Annotated in this window: 2 protein-coding genes; both read right to left on the bottom strand. The window is 73.5% G+C overall.

From position 1 onward, the window contains the following. Positions 1-2: 2 nt before the first annotated feature. A complete protein-coding gene (locus AB0L75_RS30850) occupies positions 3-10841 on the bottom strand; it encodes a type I polyketide synthase (RefSeq protein WP_365187442.1) in 10839 nt (3612 codons plus the stop codon). A 32-nt stretch (positions 10842-10873) separates the two neighbouring features. Continuing rightward, positions 10874-21637, bottom strand: coding sequence for a type I polyketide synthase (locus AB0L75_RS30845; RefSeq protein ID WP_365187440.1), 10764 nt, complete (start codon positions 21635-21637; stop codon positions 10874-10876). Between the last annotated feature and the right edge of the window lie 27 nt (positions 21638-21664).

Genomic DNA, 21664 nt, shown 5'->3' with positions numbered 1-21664 from the left:
GCTCAGTCGAGCCGCTCGAAGAGCGCGAACAGCTCCTCGTCGCTGGCGTTCTCCAGGTCGTCGTCGGACGTGTCCGCGCCGCCCGTGCCCGGGCCGGCGGTGCCCGCCGCCTCGGCTGCCCGCAGCAGCTCCCGCAGGCGTACGGTGATCCGGTCGCGGGCCTCCTCGTCGGGCGCCGCGGACTCGATGACCGCCTCCAGACCGGCGAGACCGGCCAGCACCGCGTCGGCGGGCGACACCTCGTCGACGGCCAGCTCGGTCCGCAGATGGCGGGCGAGCGCCAGCGGGGTCGGGTGGTCGAAGACCAGCGTGGCGGGCAGCTTCAGACCGGTCGCCTCACGCAGCCGGTTGCGCAGCTCCACCGAGGTGAGCGAGTCGAACCCGGCCTCGTTGAACGCCATGTCCACCCGGACGCTCTCCGGCCCGCTGTGCCCGAGCACGACCGCGGCCTGCCCGCGCACCACATCGAGGAGCAGCGTCTCCTGCTTCGCCGCGCTCAGCCCGGCCAGCCGGTCGGCCAGCTGCCGCTGCTCGCCGCCGCCGGCGGCCGTCCGTGCCTGCTGCCGGCCCGCGCGGACCAGGCCGCGCAGCAGGTGCGGCACGCCGCTGCCCGCCGCCGCGTCGCCACGCACGGCCCGCAGGTCCAGGGCGACCGGCACGAGGAGCGCGTGCTCGGATCGCAGCGCGGCGTCGAACAGCTCCATGCCGTCGGCGGACTTGAGCGCCAGGACTCCGCCGCGCCCCTCACGCCGGCTCATCCGGGTCCTGGTCAGGTCGTCGATGTTCCCGGCCATGCCGGTGACCTGCTCCCACGGCCCCCAGGACAGCGAGAGCCCGGGCAGACCCGCCGCGCGGCGGTGGGCCATCAGGCCGTCCAGGAAGGCGTTGGCCGCCGCGTAGCCGCCGCTGCCCGCGCCCATGAAGACGGAGGAGGCGGAGGAGTAGACGACGAACGCGTCCAGGGCCAGATCGCGGGTCAGCTCGTCGAGGTGGCGTACGGCGTCCACCTTCGGCGCGAACACCCTGGCCAGGCGCTCCGGGGTCAGCGCCCCGATCACACCGGGATCGAACACACCGGCCGTGTGCACCACACCGCGCAGCGGGTGCTCCTGCGGCACCGAGGCGAGCAGCGCCTCGACCTGTTCGCGGTCGGAGACGTCACAGGCCACGGCGGAGACCGTCGCGCCCTGCTCGGTCAGCTCGGCGACCAGTTCCCGCACGCCCTCGGCGTCCGGGCCGCGACGGCTGGCGAGAACGAGGTGGCGTACGCCGTTGCGGGCGACCAGATGCCGGGCCGCCAGGGCGCCGAGCGACCCGCCGCCCGAGACCAGGACGGTCCCGTCCGCCTTGAACACCGGTTCCATATCGGTGACTTGAGCGGTCACCCGGGCGAGCCGGGGCACGGAGAGGGTCGTGCCGCGCACCGCGAGCTGCGGTTCACCGCCGGCCACCACCTCGGCGAGGACGGAGTCCAGCACCGGCTCCACGCCGCCCTCGGCGTCGGGGTCGGTGTCGAGGAGGACGATCCGGTCCGGGTTCTCGGACTGGGCCGCGCGCACCAGACCCCACACGGCCGCGCCGGCCGGGTCGGTCACCGCGCCCTCGGCACCGGCGGGCACCGCGCCCCGGGTCAGTACCACGAGGCGCGACTCCTCGGCACCGGAGGCGCTCAGCCACGCCTGGACCACCTCCAGGACCTGGGAGGACAGGGCGAGCACGGCATCCTCGCCGGCACCGCCGACGGCCTCCAGGACCGCGACCTCCGGCAGGCCGCCGCCCGCGGTCAGGGCCGCCAGATCGTCGGCCGTGGCCACCGGCACCCACGCCGATGCGGGCTGAGCCCCCTGGGCCGGGGGCAGTTCGGTCCACTCCACCGCGAACAGCGAGTCGCTGCTCTCCGCCACCGCGGAAGCACCCAGCTGCTCGATGTTCACCGCCCGCATGACCAGCGATTCCATCGTCAGGACCGGGCTGCCGGTCTGGTCCGCCGCCGCGACCGACAGCGTGTCCGGACCGTTCGGTGCGACCCGCACCCGCAGCGCCGAGGCGCCCGAGGCGTGCAGCACGAGACCGTTCCAGGAGAACGGCATCACCGGCTGCCCGGCTTCCTCCCCGGCGGCGTCCGCCGCTGCGGCGAACGTCCCGGCCTGGAGGGCCGCGTCGAGCAGCGCGGGGTGAAGGCCGAAGCTCCCGGCCTCCTTGCGCGCCTCGTCGGGCAGGGCGACCTCGGCGAACAGCTCCTCGCCGCGCCGCCACACGGCGCGCACGCCCTGGAACACGGGCCCGTACGCGTAACCGCGTTCGAGCAGGCCCTCGTACAGGTCGCCGGTGTCCAGATCCACCTGCTCGGCGTCGGCCGGCGGCCAGGCCGCGAAGTCGAAGTCCGTCGCACGGTTCGCGGCCGAGGCCGACAGGAGTCCGGTGGCGTGCCGTGTCCACGTCTCCGCGTCACCAGGCGCGTCCTCGCGCTGCGAGTAGATCTCCACGGTGCGCGAGCCGTTCTCGCTCGGCGCGCCCACGGCGACCTGGACCCGTACGCCACCCTGCTGCGGCACCACGAGGGGTGCCTCGGTCACCAGCTCGTCCAGGACACCGCAGCCGGCCTCGTCCCCGGCGCGTACGGCCAGTTCGAGGAGCCCGGTGGCCGGGATGAGGACCAGGCCGCCGACCACGTGATCGCCCAGCCAGGGGTGCGACTTCAGCGACAGGCGCGAGGTGAACACCAGCCCGTCGGACTGCGGCAGCCGCACCACGGCGCCGAGCAGCGGGTGATCGGTCCCGGCCAGGCCGAGGGAGGCGGCGTCGGTGGCGGTCGGTGCCGTGTGGAGCCAGAAGTGCTGGTGGTCGAAGGCGTACGTCGGCAGCTCGATCCGCGCCGACTCGGCCGCGCCGCCCGGCAGCGCGCCGCTCCAGTCCACGGGGACACCGTGCACGAACACCTCGGCCATCGAGGCGAGCAGACGGCGCAGCCCGCCTTCCTCGCGCCGCAGCGAGCCGGTCACCACCGTGTCGGCGTCGCTCTCGTCGGCGGTCTCGGTGATCGGCTGGACGAGGACCGGATGGGCACTGACCTCGACGAAGACGCCATGACCCTGACGGATCAGCTCGGCGACGGCCGGTCCGAAGCCGACCTGGCCCCGCAGGTTGCGGTACCAGTAGTCCCCGTCCAGAACGTCGGCGTCCTGGATCCAGCCGCTCGTCACAGTCGAGTAGAACGGAACGAGCGGCGCCTGGGCACTGACGCCCGCCAGCGTCTCGGCGAGGGCGTCGCGGATGTCCTCCACGTGGCGGGTGTGCGAGGCGTAGTCCACCGCGACCCGGCGCACCCGGACACCGTCGTCCGAGAGAGCCTGAAGTGCCTCGTCCAGCGCCTGCGCGTCACCCGCGATCACCACGGAGGACGGGCCGTTGACCGCCGCGACCTCGACACGATCCGACCAACGCTCCAGCCGCTGAGAAGCCTCTTCCTCGGTCAGCGCGACCGAGGCCATGCCACCACGACCGGCCAGCCGCTCACCGATCGCCTGGCTGCGCAGCGCAACCACCTTCGCCGCATCCGCCAGCGACAGCGCACCCGACACACACGCAGCAGCGATCTCACCCTGCGAATGACCCAGCACCGCGTCCGGCAGCACACCCACCGACGACCACACAGCCGCCAGACCCACCATCACAGCGAAGCTCGCGGGCTGCACCACATCGACCCGCTCCAGCAACTCCGGAGCAGCCTCGCCCCGCAGCACGCCCACGAGCGACCAGTCGATCCACGGCTCCAGCGCAGCAGCGCACTCGGCGATCCGCTCGGCGAACACCGGCGAGGACTCCAGCAACTCCCGGCCCATACCGACCCATTGCGAGCCCTGACCCGGGAACACCCACACGACCTTGCCCGGCGACGTGGAGCCCACGCTGCCGACGGCCACACCGGACGCGCTCTCGCCGCGCGCCAGCGCACGCAGCCCGGCAAGCGCCTCCTCCTCCGAGCCGGCCACGACCACCGCACGCTCGCCCAGCAGCGCCCGGTCGGCGACCAGCGCCCCGGCGACACCCGACAGCGACGCCTGACCGGACTCCTCGATGAACGACGCGAGCCGGCCGGCCTGCCCCGCCAGGGAGCCCGCGCCGCGCGCCGACACCACCAGCGGCACCACGTCCGCGGACACCAGCGGCTGCTGTGTCTCCGCGGCAGGTGTCTCGTCCGGCTCGGGCGCTTCCTCCAGGATCAGGTGCACGTTGGTCCCGCTGACGCCGAAGGAGGAGACACCCGCTCGACGCGGAGCACCCTCACGCGGCCAGTCCCGCGCCTCGGTCAGCAGCTCCACCGCACCCGCGGACCAGTCCACCTTCGTCGTACGCTGCTCTGCGTGCAGCGTCGGGGGCAGCACGCCGTACCGCAGCGCCTGCACCATCTTGATGACACTGGCCACGCCCGCGGCCGCCTGCGAGTGGCCGATGTTGGACTTCAACGAGCCGAGCCACAGCGGCTTCTGCGGATCCCGGCCCTTGCCGTACGTGGCGAGCAGCGCCTGCGCCTCGATCGGGTCGCCCAGGGCCGTACCCGTGCCATGGCCCTCCACGACGTCCACGTCCGCCGGGGACAGCCCGGCGCCGGCCAGAGCCTTGCGGATGACCCGCTGCTGGGCGGGGCCGTTCGGGGCCGTGAGACCGTTGGACGCGCCGTCCTGGTTCACCGCGCTGCCGCGCAGCACCGCGAGGATCTTGTGGCCGCGCTCGCGCGCCACCGACAGTCGCTCCAGGACCACGACGCCCACGCCCTCGGACAGGCCCATGCCGTCCGCGCCCTCGGCGAACGCCTTGCTGCGGCCGTCGGTGGCCAGGCCCCGCTGCCGCGAGAAGGCCATGAAGGTGGAGGGCGTGGCCATCACCATCACGCCGCCGGCGAGCGCCATGGAGCACTCGCCCTGCCGCAGTGACTGGGCCGCCAGATGCATCGCCACCAGCGACGACGAGCAGGCCGTGTCCACCGACACCGCCGGGCCCTCGAAGCCGAAGACGTACGACACCCGGCCCGACGCCACACTCGACGCCAGCCCTGTGCCCGCGAAGCCCTCGACCTCCGGTGCGATCTGGCCGGTGCCGTAGCCCTGGCCGGAGACGCCGGAGAACACGCCGACGTCCGATCCCTTGAGCGTGGTCGGGTCGATGCCCGCGCCCTCCACGGCCTCCCAGGAGGCTTCGAGGAGGAGCCGCTGCTGCGGGTCCATCGCCAGCGCCTCGCGCGGCGAGATGCCGAAGAAGCCCGGGTCGAACAGACCGGCGCCCTGCAGGAAGCCGCCCTGGCTGGTGTACGAGGTGCCCGCTTGGTCCGGGTCGTCGTCGAACAGGCCCTCCAGGTCCCAGCCACGGTCCTCGGGGAAGTCCGACACGGCGTCGATACCGTCGACGACCAGCTTCCACAGCTCCTCGGGCGAGGAGACACCGCCCGGCAGCCGGCAGGCCATGCCGACGATGGCGAGCGGCTCGTTGGCATCGGCCGCCGCGACCACCGGTGCCGCCGGCACCGCCGGCTCCGGCGCCGCCACGTCGCCGAACTCCTCGAGCAGATGGCGGGCGAGGGCCAGCGGGGTGGGGTAGTCGAAGACGAGCGTGGGGGGAAGCTTCAGGCCGGTCGCCTCGCGCAGCCGGTTGCGCAGCTCCACCGAGGTCAGCGAGTCGAAGCCGAGGTCCTTGAACGCGGTGTCCGCCCGGACGCCGTCCCCCTCGCTGTGGCCGAGCACGACGGCGGCCTGCGCCCGCACCAGGCCCAGGAGCAGCGCCTCCTGCTCGGCGGCCGCGAGTCCGGCCAGCCGGTCGGACAGCTGCTTGTTCTCGTCGGCGGTGCTCGCCGCGCGGGCCTGCTGCCGGCCCGTCCGTACGAGTCCGCGCAGCAGGTGCGGCACAGCCGCGCCCGCCGAAGCGTCGGCTCGTACGCTCCGCAGGTCCAGCTTGACCGGTACGAGGAGCGCCTGCCCGGAGGTGAGGGCGGCGTCGAACAGTTCCATGCCCTCGGCGGCCGATATCTCCAGCACACCGCTGCGGCTCGCCCGCGCCTGGTCGACGGCGCTGAGGTGGCCGGCCATGCCGAGGGACTGCTCCCACAGGCCCCAGGCCAGGGACAGACCGGGCAGACCCGCCGCCCGGCGGCTGCTCATCAGGCCGTCCAGGAAGGCGTTGGCCGCCGAGTAGTTGCCCTGGCCGGCGCCGCCGGAGAGCCCGGCCACGGAGGAGTAGACGACGAACGCGTCCAGCTCCAGGCCGCGCGTCAGCTCGTCCAGGTGGCGTACGGCGTCCACCTTCGGGGCGAACACCGCGGCGAGGCGCTCGGGGGTCAGCGCCCCGATCAGCCCGTCGTCGAACACACCGGCCGTGTGCACCACACCGCGCAGCGGGTGCTCCTGCGGCACCGAGGCGAGCAGCGCCTCGACCTGCTCGCGGTCGGAGACGTCACAGGCCACGACGGACAAGTCCGCGCCCTGCTCGGCGAGTTCGGCCGCCAGCTCGCGTACGCCGTCGGCGTCCGGGCCGCGGCGGCTGGCGAGGACCAGGTGCCGTACCCCGTGCCGGGAGACCAGGTGCCGGGCCGCCAGGGCGCCCAGCGACCCGCCGCCCGAGATCAGAACGGTCCCCTCCGGCCCGAACGTCGCGGCACCGTCCGCGATATGGCCGGTGGTACGGGCGAGCCGGGGGATCGACATGACCGTGCCGCGGACGGCGACCTGGGGCTCCGCACCGGCCACCACCGGGCCCAGCAGGGAGTCCAGGACCGAGTCCACGCCGCCTTCGTCGGCGGGGTCGGTGTCCAGCAGGACGAAGCGGTCCGGGTTCTCGGACTGGGCGGCGCGCACCAGACCCCACACCGCCGCTCCGGCCGGGTCGGTGACCGCGCCCTCGGCACCTGCGGGCACCGCGCCCCGGGTCGCAACCACCAGCTGCGATTCCTCGAGGCCGTCCGCGCTCACCCACGTCTGCAGCACGCTCAACACCCGTGCGGACAGGGCCAGTACGGCGTCCTCGGCGTCGCCGCCGACGGCCTCCAGGACCACCACCGCCGGTGCGGCACCGCTCGCGGCCACGGCCGCCACATCGTCGGCCGTGGTCACCGGGACCCACGACGGCGGAAGCTCCGACCCCGGAACCGGGGGAAGTTCGCTCCACTCCAGCCGGAACAGCGCGTTGGCGACCGTCGCGTCGACCGGCGTCTCCAACTGCTCGGCGGACACCGCCCGGGACACCAGCGAGTCCAGCGTCACCACCAGGCCGCCGGCTTCGTCGGCCGCCTGGACCGTCAGCGCGTCCGCGCCGTTCGGCGCGATCCGCACGCGCAGTGCCGAGGCACCCGAGGCGTGCAGCACCAGCCCGTTCCACGCGAACGCCAGCACCGGTGCCGCGGAGTCGTCCGCCGCCGCGCCCGCCGCGTTCCCGATCGTGGCTGCCTGCAGCGCCGCATCGAGCAGCGCCGGATGGATACCGAACCGCCCGGCCTCCTTGCGCTGTTCCCCGGGCAGGGCGACCTCGGCGAAGACCTCCTCGCCGCGCCGCCACACCGCCCGTACGCCCTGGAACGCGGGGCCGTAGCCGTAGCCACGCTCCACCAGGTCACGGTAGAAGTCGCCGACCTCGACGGGCTCCGCACCCTGCGGCGGCCACGCGGCGAAGTCGGCCTCGGTCTCCTGCGCCGACGGCTCGGCCGACAGCGTGCCGGTGGCGTGCCGCGTCCACGTCTCCGCGTCGTCGGGAGCGTCCTCGCGCTGCGAGTACACCTCCACGGTGCGCGAACCGCTCTCGCTCGGCGCGCCCACGGCGACCTGGACGCGCACACCGCCCTGCTGCGGCACCACGAGCGGCGCCTCGATCACCAGCTCGTCCAGGACACCGCAGCCGGCCTCGTCACCAGCGCGTACGGCCAGCTCGACCAGGCCCGTTCCGGGCAGGATGACGACTCCGCCGACAGCGTGATCGGCCAGCCAGGCGTGCGACTTGAGCGACAGGCGCGAGGTGAAGACCAGCCCGTCGGACTGCGGCAGCCGCACCACGGCACCGAGCAACGGGTGGTCGGCCGCCGCCTGCCCCAGGGACGCCGCGTCCGTCGCCGTGCCGGTCTCCTGCAGCCAGTAGTGCTTGTGCTCGAAGGCGTACGTCGGCAGGTCCACGCCCGCCGACATGGCTCCGTCCGGCAGCACCCCGGCCCAGTCCACCGGGACGCCGCGCACGAACACCTCGGCCATCGAGGCCAGGAGGCGACGCAGGCCGCCGTCCTCGCGGCGCAGCGAACCGGTCACCACCGTGGTGGTGTCGTTCTCGTCAAGGGTCTCGGTGATCGGCTGGACGAGGACCGGGTGGGCACTGACCTCGACGAAGGCGTTGTGGCCCTGGCGGATCAGCTCGGCGACGGCCGGTCCGAAGCCGACCTGGCCGCGCAGGTTGCGGTACCAGTAGCCGCCGTCGAGGACACCGGCCTCGTCGACCCAGGTGCCGGTGACCGTGGAGAAGAAGGGGATCGCCGGCGCCTGAGCGTCGATGCCGTCCAGCGTCTCGGCGAGGGCGTCGCGAATGTCCTCCACGTGGCGGGTGTGCGAGGCATAGTCCACCGCGACCCGGCGCACCCGGACACCGTCGTCCGAGAGAGCCTGAAGTGCCTCGTCCAGCGCCTGCGCGTCACCCGCGATCACCACGGAGGACGGGCCGTTGACGGCCGCGACCTCGACCCGGTCCGACCAACGCTCCAGCCGCTTAGCGGCCTCGTCCTCGGTCAGCGCGACCGAGGCCATGCCACCACGCCCCGCCAACCGCTCACCGATCGCCTGGCTGCGCAGCGCAACCACCTTCGCGGCATCCGCCAGCGACAGCGCACCCGACACACACGCGGCCGCGATCTCACCCTGCGAATGACCCAGCACAGCATCAGGACGAACACCCACCGACGACCACACAGCCGCCAGACCGACCATCACCGCGAAGCTGGCGGGCTGCACCACATCGACCCGGTCCAGCAGTTCGGGCTCGGCCTCGCCACGCAGCACATCGACGAGAGACCAGTCCACCCACCGCTCCAGCGCGACCGCACACTCCGCGATCCGCTCGGCGAACACCGGAGAAGACTCCAGCAACTCCCGGCCCATTCCGACCCACTGCGAGCCCTGACCCGGGAACACCCACACGACCTTGCCCGGCGTCCCCGAGCCGGATACGACACCCGCCGCGCTCTCACCGCGCGCCAGCGCACGCAGCCCGGCAAGCGCCTCCGCATCCGAGCCGGCCACGACCACCGCACGCTCGCTCAGCACCGCACGGGCGGAGGCCAGCGTCCCAGCGACACCCGACAGCGACGCCAGACCGGCGCTCTCGATGAACGCCGCGAGCCGCTCGGCCTGCCCCGACAGCGAGGCCTCACTGCGCGCCGACACCACCAGCGGCACCACACCCGCAGACACCAGCGGCTGCGCCGCCTCCTCGGGCGCCTCCTCCAGGATCAGGTGCGCGTTGGTCCCGCTGACGCCGAACGCGGACACGCCCGCACGACGCGGACGACCGTCGCGCGGCCACTCCCGGGACTCGGTCAGAAGCTCCACCGCACCCGCGGACCAGTCCACCTGGGACGTGGGCGCGTCCACGTGCAGAGTCGCCGGAAGCGTCCCGTGCCGCAGCGCCTGCACCATCTTGATCACACCGGCCACACCCGCAGCAGCCTGCGTATGCCCGATGTTCGACTTCAACGACCCCAGCCACAGCGGCTTCTCCGGGTTCCGGCCCTTGCCGTACGTCGCGAGCAACGCCTGCGCCTCGATCGGGTCACCGAGGACCGTACCCGTGCCATGGCCCTCGACCACGTCCACATCGGCCGGGCTCAGACCCGCGTTGGCCAGGGCACCACGGATGACTCGCTGCTGCGCGGGCCCGTTCGGAGCCGTGAGGCCGTTCGACGCGCCGTCCTGGTTCACGGCGCTGCCGCGCAACACCGCCAGGATCTTGTGCCCGCGCTCCCGCGCCACCGACAGACGCTCCAGCACGACGACACCCACGCCCTCGGCCCAGCCCGTGCCGTCCGCGCCGTCCGCGTACGCCTTGCAGCGGCCGTCGGTGGCCAGGCCGCGCTGGCGGGAGAACTCCACGAAGGCGCCGGGGTTGGCCATGACCGTGGCGCCGCCGGCCAGCGCCATGGTGCACTCGCCCTGCCGCAGCGCCTGCGCGGCCAGATGCATCGCCACCAGCGACGACGAACACGCCGAGTCGATGGTGACGGCCGGGCCCTCGAAGCCGAATACGTACGACACCCGGCCCGATGCGACGCTCGTCGACCCGCCCGTGCCCGCGAAGCCCTCCAGTTCCGGAGTGACCACGCTGGCGCCGGGTGCGACATAGCCCTGGCCGAAGACGCCGGAGAACACGCCGACATCGGTGCCCTTCAGCGAGACCGGGTCGACACCGGCGCTCTCCAGGGCCTCCCAGGAGGTCTCCAGGAGCAGTCGCTGCTGCGGGTCCATCGCCAGCGCCTCACGCGGCGAGATCCCGAAGAACCCCGCGTCGAAGAGGCCCGCCTCGTGGAGGAAGCCGCCCTTGCTGGTGTACGTGGTGCCCGCGCGCTCCGGGTCCGGGTCGAACAGGCCCTCCAGGTCCCAGCCGCGGTCCTCGGGGAACTCCGTGACGGCGTCGCGGCCGTCTCGCACCAGTCGCCACAGGTCCTCCGGACCCGCCACCCCGCCGGGCAGCCGGCACGCCATGCCCACCACGGCCACCGGCTCCCGGGAAGCGTCGATGAGCTGGCGGTTCTGCTTCTTCAGCGAGCCGACCTCTTCGAGCGATGCCCGGAGCGCCTCGACGACCTTTTCGTACGACGCACTCACTTGAAATCCCCAATCATTCAGGTGTCGCAGGGTTAGTTGTCGCCGAGCGCCAGCTGCACGAGATCGTCGACGTTCAGGTCGGCGATCGCCGTCTCGTCATCGGCGTCGTCCAGCGCGCCGGTCGCCGGTTCGCCGTCGCCGAGGGCGACCAGCGCGACCAGGGCGTCCAGCACTCCGGCTGCCCGGAACCGGGCGAGCGGGAGCGACGCGAGTGCGCGCCGCAGCTGTGCCTCGTCCACGTCCGGGTCGGCCGCGCCGCCGTCCGGGAACAGTTCGGTGTGCAGATGGCGGGCCAGGGTCTGCGGGTTCGGGTAGTCGAAGACCAAGGTGGCGGGCAGTTTCAGACCCGTGGCCTCGCGCAGCCGGTTGCGCAGTTCCACGGCCGTGAGCGAGTCGAACCCGGTGTCCTTGAACGCCGTGTCCGGCCGGACCCCGTCCGGCCCGGCGTGCCCGAGCACGACCGCGGCCTGGGTACGCACCAGGTCGACGAGGGCCTTCTCCTGTTCGGCGGCGGGGAGCCCGGCGAGGCGGCGCATCGGCTCGCCGTCCCTGGCGGACCCCGTCCGTGCCTGCTGCCGGCCGGCGCGGACCAGGCCGCGCAGCAGGTGCGGCACGCCGCCGCTCGTCGCCGCGTCGGCGCGTACGGCCCGCAGATCCAGCTTGGCCGGCACGAGGAGCGACTCCTCGGATCCGACGGCGGCGTCGAACAGCTCCATGCCCTGCGCCAGGGTCATGATCTGGAGGCCGCCGCGGCGGCTCATCCGGGACCGGGTGAGGTCGTCGGTGCCCGCGGCCATGCCGCTGGTCTGCTCCCACAGGCCCCAGGCCAGGGAGAGGCCGGGCAGTCCGGCCGCCCGGCGCTGGGCCATCAGGCCGTCCAGGAAGGCATTGGCCGCCGCGTAACTGCCACTGCCCGCACCCATGAAGACCGCCGAGACGGAGGAGTAGACGACGAACGCGTCCAGCTCCAGACCGCGCGTCAGCTCATCCAGATGCCGTACGGCGTCCACCTTCGGCCCGAACACCCGCGCCAGGCGCTCGGGGGTCAGTGCCCCGATCACACCGGCGTCCAGGACACCGGCCGTGTGCACCACTGCGCGCAGGCGGTGCTCGTCCGGCACCGAGGCCAGCAGGGCCTGCGCCTGGTCGCGGTCGGAGACGTCACAGGCCACGACGGAGACCTCCGCGCCCTGCCCGGTCAGCTCGGCCACCAGCTCCCGCGCGCCCTCGGCGTCCGGGCCGCGACGGCTGGCGAGGACCAGGTGGCGTACGCCGTACCGGGAGACCAGGTGCCGGGCCGCCAGCGCGCCCAGCGAGCCGGTACCACCCGTGATCAGAACCGTCCCCTCAGGGCCGAACACCGGTTGCGCGTCCGCGACTTGGGCGGTGACGCGGGCCAGCCGCGGTACGGAGACAGCATCGCCGCGCACCGCGAGCTGAGGCTCGCCGCTCGCCAGCGCCACGCCCAGCACGGGCACCGCAGCGTCGCCGGAGACCGGAGCCGCCGGATCGGTGTCGACCAGGACGATCCGGTCCGGGTTCTCGGCCTGCGCGGCACGCACCAGACCCCACACGGCAGCTCCGGCCGGGTCCGTCACCGCACCCTCGCTGCCGGCGGGGACCGCGCCCCGCGTGGCCACGACGAGGCGCGACTCCTCCAGACCGACGGCGCTCAGCCACACCTGGACCACTTCCAGGACCTGAGAGGTCAGGGCGAGCACAGAGTCCTCGCCGTCACCGCCGACGGCCTGGAGGACCGCCACCGCCGGAATCTCCTCAGCACCTGCCAGATCCGCCACGTCATCGGCCGAGGCCACCGGCGCCCACGACGGCGCGGGCTCGGCACCCCGGTCCGGGGGCAGCTCGGTCCACTCCACTCGGAACAGCGAGTCGGCGACCGCCGCGTCACCGGAACCCGCCAGGTGCTCGGCGGACAGCGCCCGCATCACCAGCGAGTCCGCCGACACCACCAGGCCACCGGTCTCGTCCGCCGCCTCCAGCGAGAGGACGTCGGACCCGTCGAGCAGCAGCCGCACCCGCAGCGCCGAGGCGCCCGAGGCGTGCAGCACCAGGCCGTTCCAGTCGAGCGGCTGACGCACCGTGTCGCCGTCCGCCGACGCACCGCTGAGCGTGTGGGCGTGCAGGGCGGCGTCGAGCAGCGCGGGATGGATGCCGAACTTCACGGCGTCCTTGCGCTGCTCCTCGGCCAGGGCGACCTCGGCGAACAGCTCCTCGCCACGCCGCCACAGGGCGCGCACGCCCTGGAACGCGGGACCGTACTCGTAACCCTGCCCGACCAGGCCGGTGTAGAAGTGGCCGACCTCGACGGACTCCGCGCCGGGCGGCGGCCAGGCCGCGAAGTCGAACTCCGCGCCCCGGTTCGCGGCCGAGTCCGACAGCGTGCCGGTGACGTGCCGCGTCCACGTCTCCCCGTCACCGGGCGCGTCCTCGCGCTGCGAGTACACCTCCACGGTGCGCGAACCGCTCTCGCTCGGCCCGCTCACGGCGACCTGGACCCGTACGCCACCCTGTTCGGGCACCACGAGGGGCACCTCGGTCACCAACTCGTCCAGGACACCGCAGCCGGCCTCGTCACCGGCCCGTACGGCCAGCTCGGCCAGGCCCGTGCCGGGGAGGACGACGACTCCACCGACCAGGTGATCGCCCAGCCAGGGGTGGGACTTGAGCGACAGGCGCGAGGTGAACAACAGCCCGTCGGTTCGGGGAAGCCGCACCATGGCGCCGAGCAGCGGGTGGTCGACCGCCGCCTGTCCCAGCGACTTCGCGTCGGTGGCGGTCGGTGCCGTGTGGAGCCAGTAGTGCTGGTGGTCGAAGGCGTACGTCGGCAGCTCGACCCGCGCCGACTCGGCCGCGCCGCCCGGGAGTACGCCGCTCCAGTCCACCGGCACGCCGCGCACGAACACCTCGGCCATCGAGGCCAGGAGACGACGCAGGCCGCCCTCTTCACGCCGCAGCGAACCGGTCACCACAGTGTCGGCGTCGCTCTCGTCGGCGGTCTCGGTGACCGGCTGGACGAGGACCGGGTGGGCACTGACCTCGACGAAGACGCCATGGCCCTGACGGATCAGCTCGGCGACGGCCGGACCGAAGCCGACCTGTCCCCGCAGGTTGCGGTACCAGTAGTCCCCGTCCAGAACCCCGGCACCCTCCACCCAACCGCCTGTGACGGTCGAGTAGAACGGCACCAGCGGCACCTGAGCATCGATACCGGAAAGCGTCTCGGCGAGCGTGTCGCGGATGTCCTCCACATGCCGGGTGTGCGAGGCGTAGTCCACCGCGACCCGGCGCACCCGGACACCGTCGTCCGAGAGAGCCTGAAGGGCCTCGTCCAGCGCCTGCGCGTCACCCGCGATCACCACGGAGGACGGGCCGTTGACGGCCGCGACCTCGACCCGGTCCGACCAACGCTCAAGACGCGCGACCGCCTCGTCCTCGGTCAGCGCGACCGAGGCCATGCCACCACGCCCGGCCAACCGCTCACCGATCGCCTGGCTGCGCAGCGCGACGACCTTCGCGGCATCCGCCAGCGACAGCGCACCCGACACACACGCGGCCGCAATCTCACCCTGCGAATGACCGACCACGGCATCCGGCAGCACACCCACCGAGGACCAGACGGCAGCCAGACCGACCATCACCGCGAAGCTGGCGGGCTGCACCACATCGACCCGCTCCAGCAGCTCGGGCTCGGCCTCGCCACGCAGCACATCGACGAGAGACCAGTCCACCCACCGCTCCAGCGCGACCGCACACTCCGCGATCCGCTCAGCGAACACCGGAGACGACTCCAGCAACTCCCGGCCCATACCGACCCACTGCGAGCCCTGCCCCGGGAACACCCACACAACCTTGCCCGGCCCACCCGAACCGGAGACGACACCCGCCGCACTCTCACCGCGCGCCAGCGCACGCAGCCCGGCAAGCGCCTCCGCATCCGAGCCGGCCACGACCACCGCACGCTCACTCAGCAGCGCCCGGTCGGCGACCAACGCCCCGGCGACACCCGACAACGACGCCAGACCGGCGCCCTCGATGAACGCCGCGAGCCGCTCGGCCTGCCCCGCCAGCGAACCGGCACTGCGCGCCGACACCACCAGCGGCACCACACCACCGGGCGCCGTCTCCGCAACAGCCGCCTCCTCGGGCGCCTCCTCCAGGATCAGGTGCGCGTTCGTCCCACTGATACCGAACGAGGACACGCCCGCCCGGCGCGGACGACCGTCGCGCGACCACTCCCTGGCCTCGTTCAGCAGCTCGACGGTGCCGTCCGCCCAGTCCACCTTCGTCGTGCGCTGCTGTGCGTGCAGCGTCGGGGGCAGCACGCCGTGCCGCAGCGCCTGCACCATCTTGATCACACCGGCCACACCGGCGGCGGCCTGCGTGTGACCGATGTTCGACTTCAACGAGCCGAGCCACAGCGGCCGTTGGGGATCGCGGTCCTTTCCGTAGGTCGCGATCAACGCCTGCGCCTCGATCGGATCGCCGAGGACCGTACCCGTGCCATGGCCCTCCACGACGTCCACGTCCGCCGGGGCGAGCCCCGCGTTGGACAGCGCCTTGCGGATCACCCTCTGCTGCGAGGGACCGTTCGGAGCCGTGAGACCGTTCGACGCGCCGTCCTGGTTCACCGCGCTGCCGCGCAGCACCGCCAGGATCTTGTGCCCGCGCTGCCGCGCCACCGACAGGCGCTCCAGCACGACCAGGGCCACGCCCTCGGAGAGCACGGTGCCGTCGGCGTCGTCCGCGTACGCCTTGCAGCTGCCGTCGGCGGCCAGACCGCGCTGGCGCGACATGCCGAGAACGCCGATCGGTGATCCCATCACGGCGACGCCGCCGGCGAGTGCCATGGAGCACTCACCCTGCCGCAGCGCCTGCGCGGCCAGGTGCATGGCCACCAGCGACGACGAGCACGCCGTGTCCACCGTGACGGCCGGGCCCTCGAAGCCGAAGACGTACGACACCCGGCCCGAGGCCACGCTTCCGGCGGTGGCGGTCGTGGCGAAGCCTTCGAGTTCCGCGGGCATGCTGGTCAGGGACTCGACGTAGTCGTGGATGGAGACACCGGAGAACACGCCGATGTTGTCGCCCCGGGCCGCGGTCGGGTCGATGCCCGCCCGCTCCAGGGCCTCCCAGGTGGCTTCGAGGAGGAGCCGCTGCTGCGGGTCCATCGCCAGCGCCTCGCGCGGCGAGATCCCGAAGAAGCCCGCGTCGAAGAGGCCGGCGCCTTCCAGGAATCCGCCCTTGGTGGAGTACGACGTGCCCGCGTGGTCGGGGTCGTCGTCGAACAGGCTCTCCAGGTCCCAGCCGCGGTCGTCCGGGAAGGTGGACATGCCCTCGCGGCCCTCCTGCACCATGCGCCACAGGGAATCGGGGCTCGTCACCCCGCCGGGCAGTCGGCAGGACATGCCCACGATGGCGATCGGCTCGTCGGGGTCCGCGACGGGGGCCATGGCCTGGGCGGGCGTGCCGGCCGCCGCGGTGTCCCCGAGTTCCTCGCGCAGATAGCGGGCGAGGGCCTGCGGGGTCGGGTAGTCGAAGATCAGGGTGGCGGGGAGCTTCACTCCGGTCGCCGCGCTCAGCCGGTTGCGCAGTTCGACGGCGGTCAGGGAGTCGAAGCCGATGTCGCTGAACCCCTTGGTGCCCTGTGCCAGTTCGGGGCTGGTGAAGCCGAGCACGGCTCCCGCCTCGGCCTGGACGACGGACAGCAGGACGGTCTCCTGCTCGTCCGGGGACAGCCCGGCGAGCCGGCGGACCAGCGTGCCGTTGTCCCCGGCGGCCGCCCGCGCCGTGCGCCGGCCGGCACGGACCAGGCCGCGCAGCAGGTGCGGTACTCCCCCGCCGGCCGTGGCCTGGCCGCGCAGTGTCTTCAGGTCCAGCTTGATCGGTACGAGGAGTGCCTGGCCCATGTGCAGGCCGGTGTCGAGGATGCGCAGGCCCTCGGCCTGGGTCAGGGCGAGGACGCCGCCGCGGCTCATGCGGGCCTGGTCGACGGCGCTGAGGTGCGCGGTCAGGCCGTCGCTCTGCTCCCACAGGCCCCAGGCCAGGGAGAGGCCGGGCAGGCCCGCCGCGCGGCGCGCGGCCATCAGCCCGTCGAGGAAGGCGTTCGCGGCCGCGTAGTTGCCCTGGCCCGCCGACCCCATGAGGGCGGCGGCTGACGAGAACACGACGAACGCGTCGAGGTCCAGGTCCCGGGTCAGCTCGTCGAGGTGGCGTACGGCGTCCACCTTCGGCGCGAACACTGCGGCGAGGCGCTCCGGGGTGAGCGTGGCGATCACTCCGTCGTCCAGCACACCGGCCAGGTGCACCACGCCGGTCAGCGGGTGCTCGTCCGGTACGGATGCCAGCAGTGCCTCGACGTCGCGGCGCTCGGAGACGTCGCAGGCCACCACGGAGACCGCCGCGCCCTGCTCGGTCAGCTCGGCGACCAGTTCCCGCACGCCCTCGGCGTCCGGGCCCCGGCGGCTGGCCAGCACGAGGTGGCGTACGCCGTAGCGGGTGACGAGGTGCCGGGCGACAAGGCCGCCCAGGGAGCCGGTGCCGCCCGTGAGCAGGACCGTGCCCTCGGGTGCGAACACGCCCGGCGCGTCCGGGACTTGGCCGGTCACGCGGGCGAGCCGGGGCGCCGACAGTGCCGTACCGCGCACCGCGACCTGCGGCTCGTCGCCGGCGAGGACCGCGCCGAGGACGGCGCCCGGTCCGTCGGTGCCGGTGTCTGTGTCTGTGTCTGTGTCGAGGAGGACGATCCGGTCCGGGTTCTCGGCCTGCGCGGCGCGCACCAGACCCCACACCGCCGCGCCCGCCGGGTCGGTCACCACGCCGTCACCGGCGGGCACCGCGCCCCGGGTCACCACGACGAGGCGGGACTGCTCCAGCCGGTCCGCGGCCAGCCATGCCTGCAGCACGCCCAGCACCCGTGCGGACAGGGCCAGTACGGCGTCCTCGCCGCCATCCCCGCCGTCGCCGCCGACGGCCTGGAGGACCGCCACCGCCGGAACCTCGGCAGCAGCGGCCAGGGCCGTCACGTCCTCGGCCGTGGTCACCGGCGCCCATGCCGGCGTGGGCACTCCGCCCTGGGCCGGGGGCAGCTCGGTCCACTCGACGCCGAACAGCGCGTCGCGGCTCTCGTCCGCCGCCGCGGCGTCGAGCTGGTCGGCGGAGACCGGCAGGGACACCAGCGAGTCCATGGTCACGACCAGGCCACCGGACTCGTCGGCGGCCTGGAACGACAGCGCGTCCGGGCCGCACGGCGCGACCCGCACGCGCAGCGCCGAGGCACCGGCGGCGTGCAGCACGAGGCCGTTCCACGCGAACGGCAGCACCTTGCGGTCGTCGTCCGGGTTGGCGAAGGCGTTCGTGTGCAGGGCGGCGTCGAGGAGCGCGGGGTGGATGCCGAACCTGCCCGCCTCCTCGCGCTGTTCCCCGGGCAGGGCGACCTCGGCGAAGACCTCCTCGCCACGCCGCCACACCGCCCGCATGCCCTGGAACGCGGGCCCGTAGGCGTAACCGCGCTCGACCAGGTCGCCGTAGAAGTTGTCGATGTCGACCGGCTGCGCGCCCGGCGGCGGCCATGCGGCGAAGTCGATGTCGGCCTCAGGGGTCTTCGGCGCGGCCGACAGGAGTCCGGTGGCGTGCCGCGTCCACTCGCCCGTGCCGCCCTCGCCCGCGTCGTCCTCGCGCAGGGAGTAGACGTCCACGGTGCGCGTGCCGGTCCCGCCCGCTCCGCTCACCGCGACCTGTACGCGCACCCCGCCGCGCTCGGGCAGCACCAGCGGCGCCTCGATCACGAGTTCTTCCAGGACGCCGTAGCCGAACTCGTCGCCGGCGCGAATGGCGAGGTCGACGTACGCCGTGCCGGGGACGATGACGACACCGCCGATCGCGTGCCCGGCGAGCCAGGGGTGCGACTGCAGCGACAGGCGCGAGGTGAAGACCAGGCCGTCGGACTGCGGCAGCTGCACCACGGCGCCGAGCAGCGGGTGGTCGGTCGCGGCCAGTCCCAGCGACGCCGAGTCCGTGGCCGAGCCGCCCATCTGCAGCCAGTAGTGCTGCCGGTCGAAGGCGTACGTCGGCAGGTCCACGCGGGCCGACGCGGCCCCGGCGGGCAGCGCCTTGGCCCACTGCACGGGCACGCCGCGCACGAACAGCTCCGCCATCGAGGCGAACAGGCGGCGCAGGCCGCCCTCCTGGCGCCGCAGCGAACCGGTCACGACCGTGGCGGCGTCGCTCTCGTCAGCGGTCTCGGTGATCGGCTGGACGAGGACCGGGTGGGCACTGACCTCGACGAAGGCGTTGTGGCCCTGGCGGATCAGCTCGGCCACGGCCGGGCCGAAGCCGACCTGTCCCCGCAGGTTGCGGTACCAGTACCCGCCGTCCAGGACACCGGCCTGGTCGACCCAGGCGCCGGTGACGGTCGAGTAGAAGGGGATCGCCGGCGCCTGGGCGCTGATCCCGGCCAGTGCCTCGGCGAGGGTGTCGCGGATCTGCTCCACGTGCCGGGAGTGCGAGGCGTAGTCCACGGCGATACGGCGCACCCGTACGCCCTGGTCCTCCAGCGTGTCCAGCGCCTCGTCCAGCGCCTGCGCGTCACCCGCGATCACCACGGAGGACGGGCCGTTGACGGCCGCCACCTCGACCCGGTCCGACCAGCGCTCCAGCCGCGCGACCGCCTCTTCCTCGCTCAGCGCGACCGAGGCCATGCCGCCGCGTCCGGCCAGCTGCGAGGCGATGGCCTGGCTGCGCAGTGCCACCACGCGCGCCGCGTCCTGAAGCGACAGCGCACCGGACACGCACGCGGCGGCGATCTCGCCCTGCGAGTGACCGACGACCGCGTCGGGCTCGACTCCCACGGACGACCAGAGGGCGGCCAGACCGACCATCACCGCGAAGCTGGCAGGCTGCACCACATCGACCCGGTCCAGCAGTTCGGGCTCGGCCTCGCCACGCAGCACATCGACGAGAGACCAGTCCACCCACCGCTCCAGCGCGGCAGCGCACTCCGCGATCCGCTCAGCGAACACCGGAGACGACTCCAGCAACTCCCGGCCCATACCGACCCACTGCGAGCCCTGACCCGGGAACACCCACACAACCTTGCCCGGCGTCCCCGAACCGGAGACGACACCCGCCGCACTCTCACCGCGCGCCAGCGCACGCAGCCCGGCAAGCGCCTCCGCATCCGAGCCGGCCACGACCACCGCACGCTCGCCCAGCACCGCACGGCCGGTCGCCAGGGCGCCCGCGACGTCCGTCAGCGACGTGCCCGCGGCGCCTTCGACGAAGTCCGCGAGCCGCTCCGCCTGGGTCGCCAGGGAAGTGGCGGTCTCCGCCGAGACCACCAGCGGGACCACACCCGCAGACTCCAGCGGCTGCCGCGCCTCCTCGGCGGGCGCCTCCTCCACGATCAGGTGGGCGTTGGTCCCGCTCGCGCCGAACGAGGAGACACCGGCCCGGCGCGGACGGCCCTCGTGCGGCCACTCCCGTGCCTCGGTCAGCAGCTCCACCGCACCCGCGGACCAGTCCACCTGCGGGGTCGGCGCGTCCACGTGCAGGGTCGCCGGAAGCACCCCGTGCCGCAGCGCCAGCACCGTCTTGATCACACCGGCCACACCGGACGCCGCCTGTGTGTGCCCGATGACGGACTTCACCGAGCCGAGCCACAGCGGCTTCTGCGGGTCCCGGCCCTTGCCGTAGGTCGCGAGCAGCGCCTGCGCCTCGATCGGGTCGCCGAGGACCGTACCGGTGCCGTGTCCCTCGACCGCGTCGACATCCGCCGGGGAGAGCCCGGCGCCGGCCAGGGCCTTGCGGATCACGCCCTGCTGGGCGGGGCCGTTCGGGGCGGTCAGGCCGTTGGACGCGCCGTCCTGGTTGACGGCGCTGCCACGGATCACCGCGAGGATGCGGTGGCCGCGCTCCTTTGCCACCGACAGCCGCTCCAGGAGCAGGACGCCGACGCCCTCGGCCCAGCTGGAGCCGTCGGCCCCGGCGGCGTACGACTTGATGCGCCCGTCGAAGGCGAGGGCCCGCTGCCGGGCGAAGCCGACGAACCCGCCCGGCGTCGCCATCACCGTGGAGCCGCCCACGAGGGCCATCGAGCACTCGCCGCGGCGCAGCGCCTGCGCGGCGAGGTGTGTCGCCACCAGCGAGGAGGAGCACATGGTGTCGACGGTGACCGCGGGGCCCTCCAGTCCGAGGGTGTAGGCGACGCGTCCGGAGGCGACGCCGCCCGCGGTGCCGAGGGCGCGTTCCAGGCTGAGGAAGTCCTCGTGGCCGCTCAGGTCGGGGGCGTAGTCCTGGTGCACCATGCCGGCGAACACGCCGATGTCGCTGCCCCGCACCGAGTGCGGGTCGATACCGGCCCGTTCGAGGGCCTCCCAGGACACTTCGAGCAGCTGCCGCTGCTGCGGGTCCATCGCCAGCGCCTCACGCGGCGAGATCCCGAAGAACGCGGCGTCGAACCGGCCCGCGTCGTGCAGGAAGGCGCCCTCGCGCACATACGTCGTACCGGGGTTGTCGGGGTCCGGGTGGTAGAGGCCCTCAAGGTCCCAGCCCCGGTCCTCGGGGAAGGGGGTGTAGACGTCGGCGCCCTCGGACACCACCCGCCACAGGTCCTCGGGGCTGCGGATCCCGCCGGCGTACCGGCAGGCCATGGAGACGATCGCGATGGGCTCGGTGGCCGCGGCCGCGAGATCGCTGTTCTCCTGCTGGAGCCGGGCGTTCTCCTTCAACGAGGCCCGCAGTGCCTCAACAACCTGCTCGTCCGGCGCGGACATACCCATCCTCCACGACTCCTTCGCCATCAGTGG

This window comes from Streptomyces sp. NPDC052101, from assembly GCF_040680235.1.
GTDB lineage: Bacteria > Actinomycetota > Actinomycetes > Streptomycetales > Streptomycetaceae > Streptomyces.
This window is presented reverse-complemented; position numbering and strand designations above follow the sequence as displayed.

Coding starts and splice junctions, on each gene's coding strand:
- AB0L75_RS30845 (WP_365187440.1), bottom strand. CDS start 21,637: ATGGGTATGTCCGCGCCGGACGAGCAGGTTGTTGAGGCACTGCGGGCC.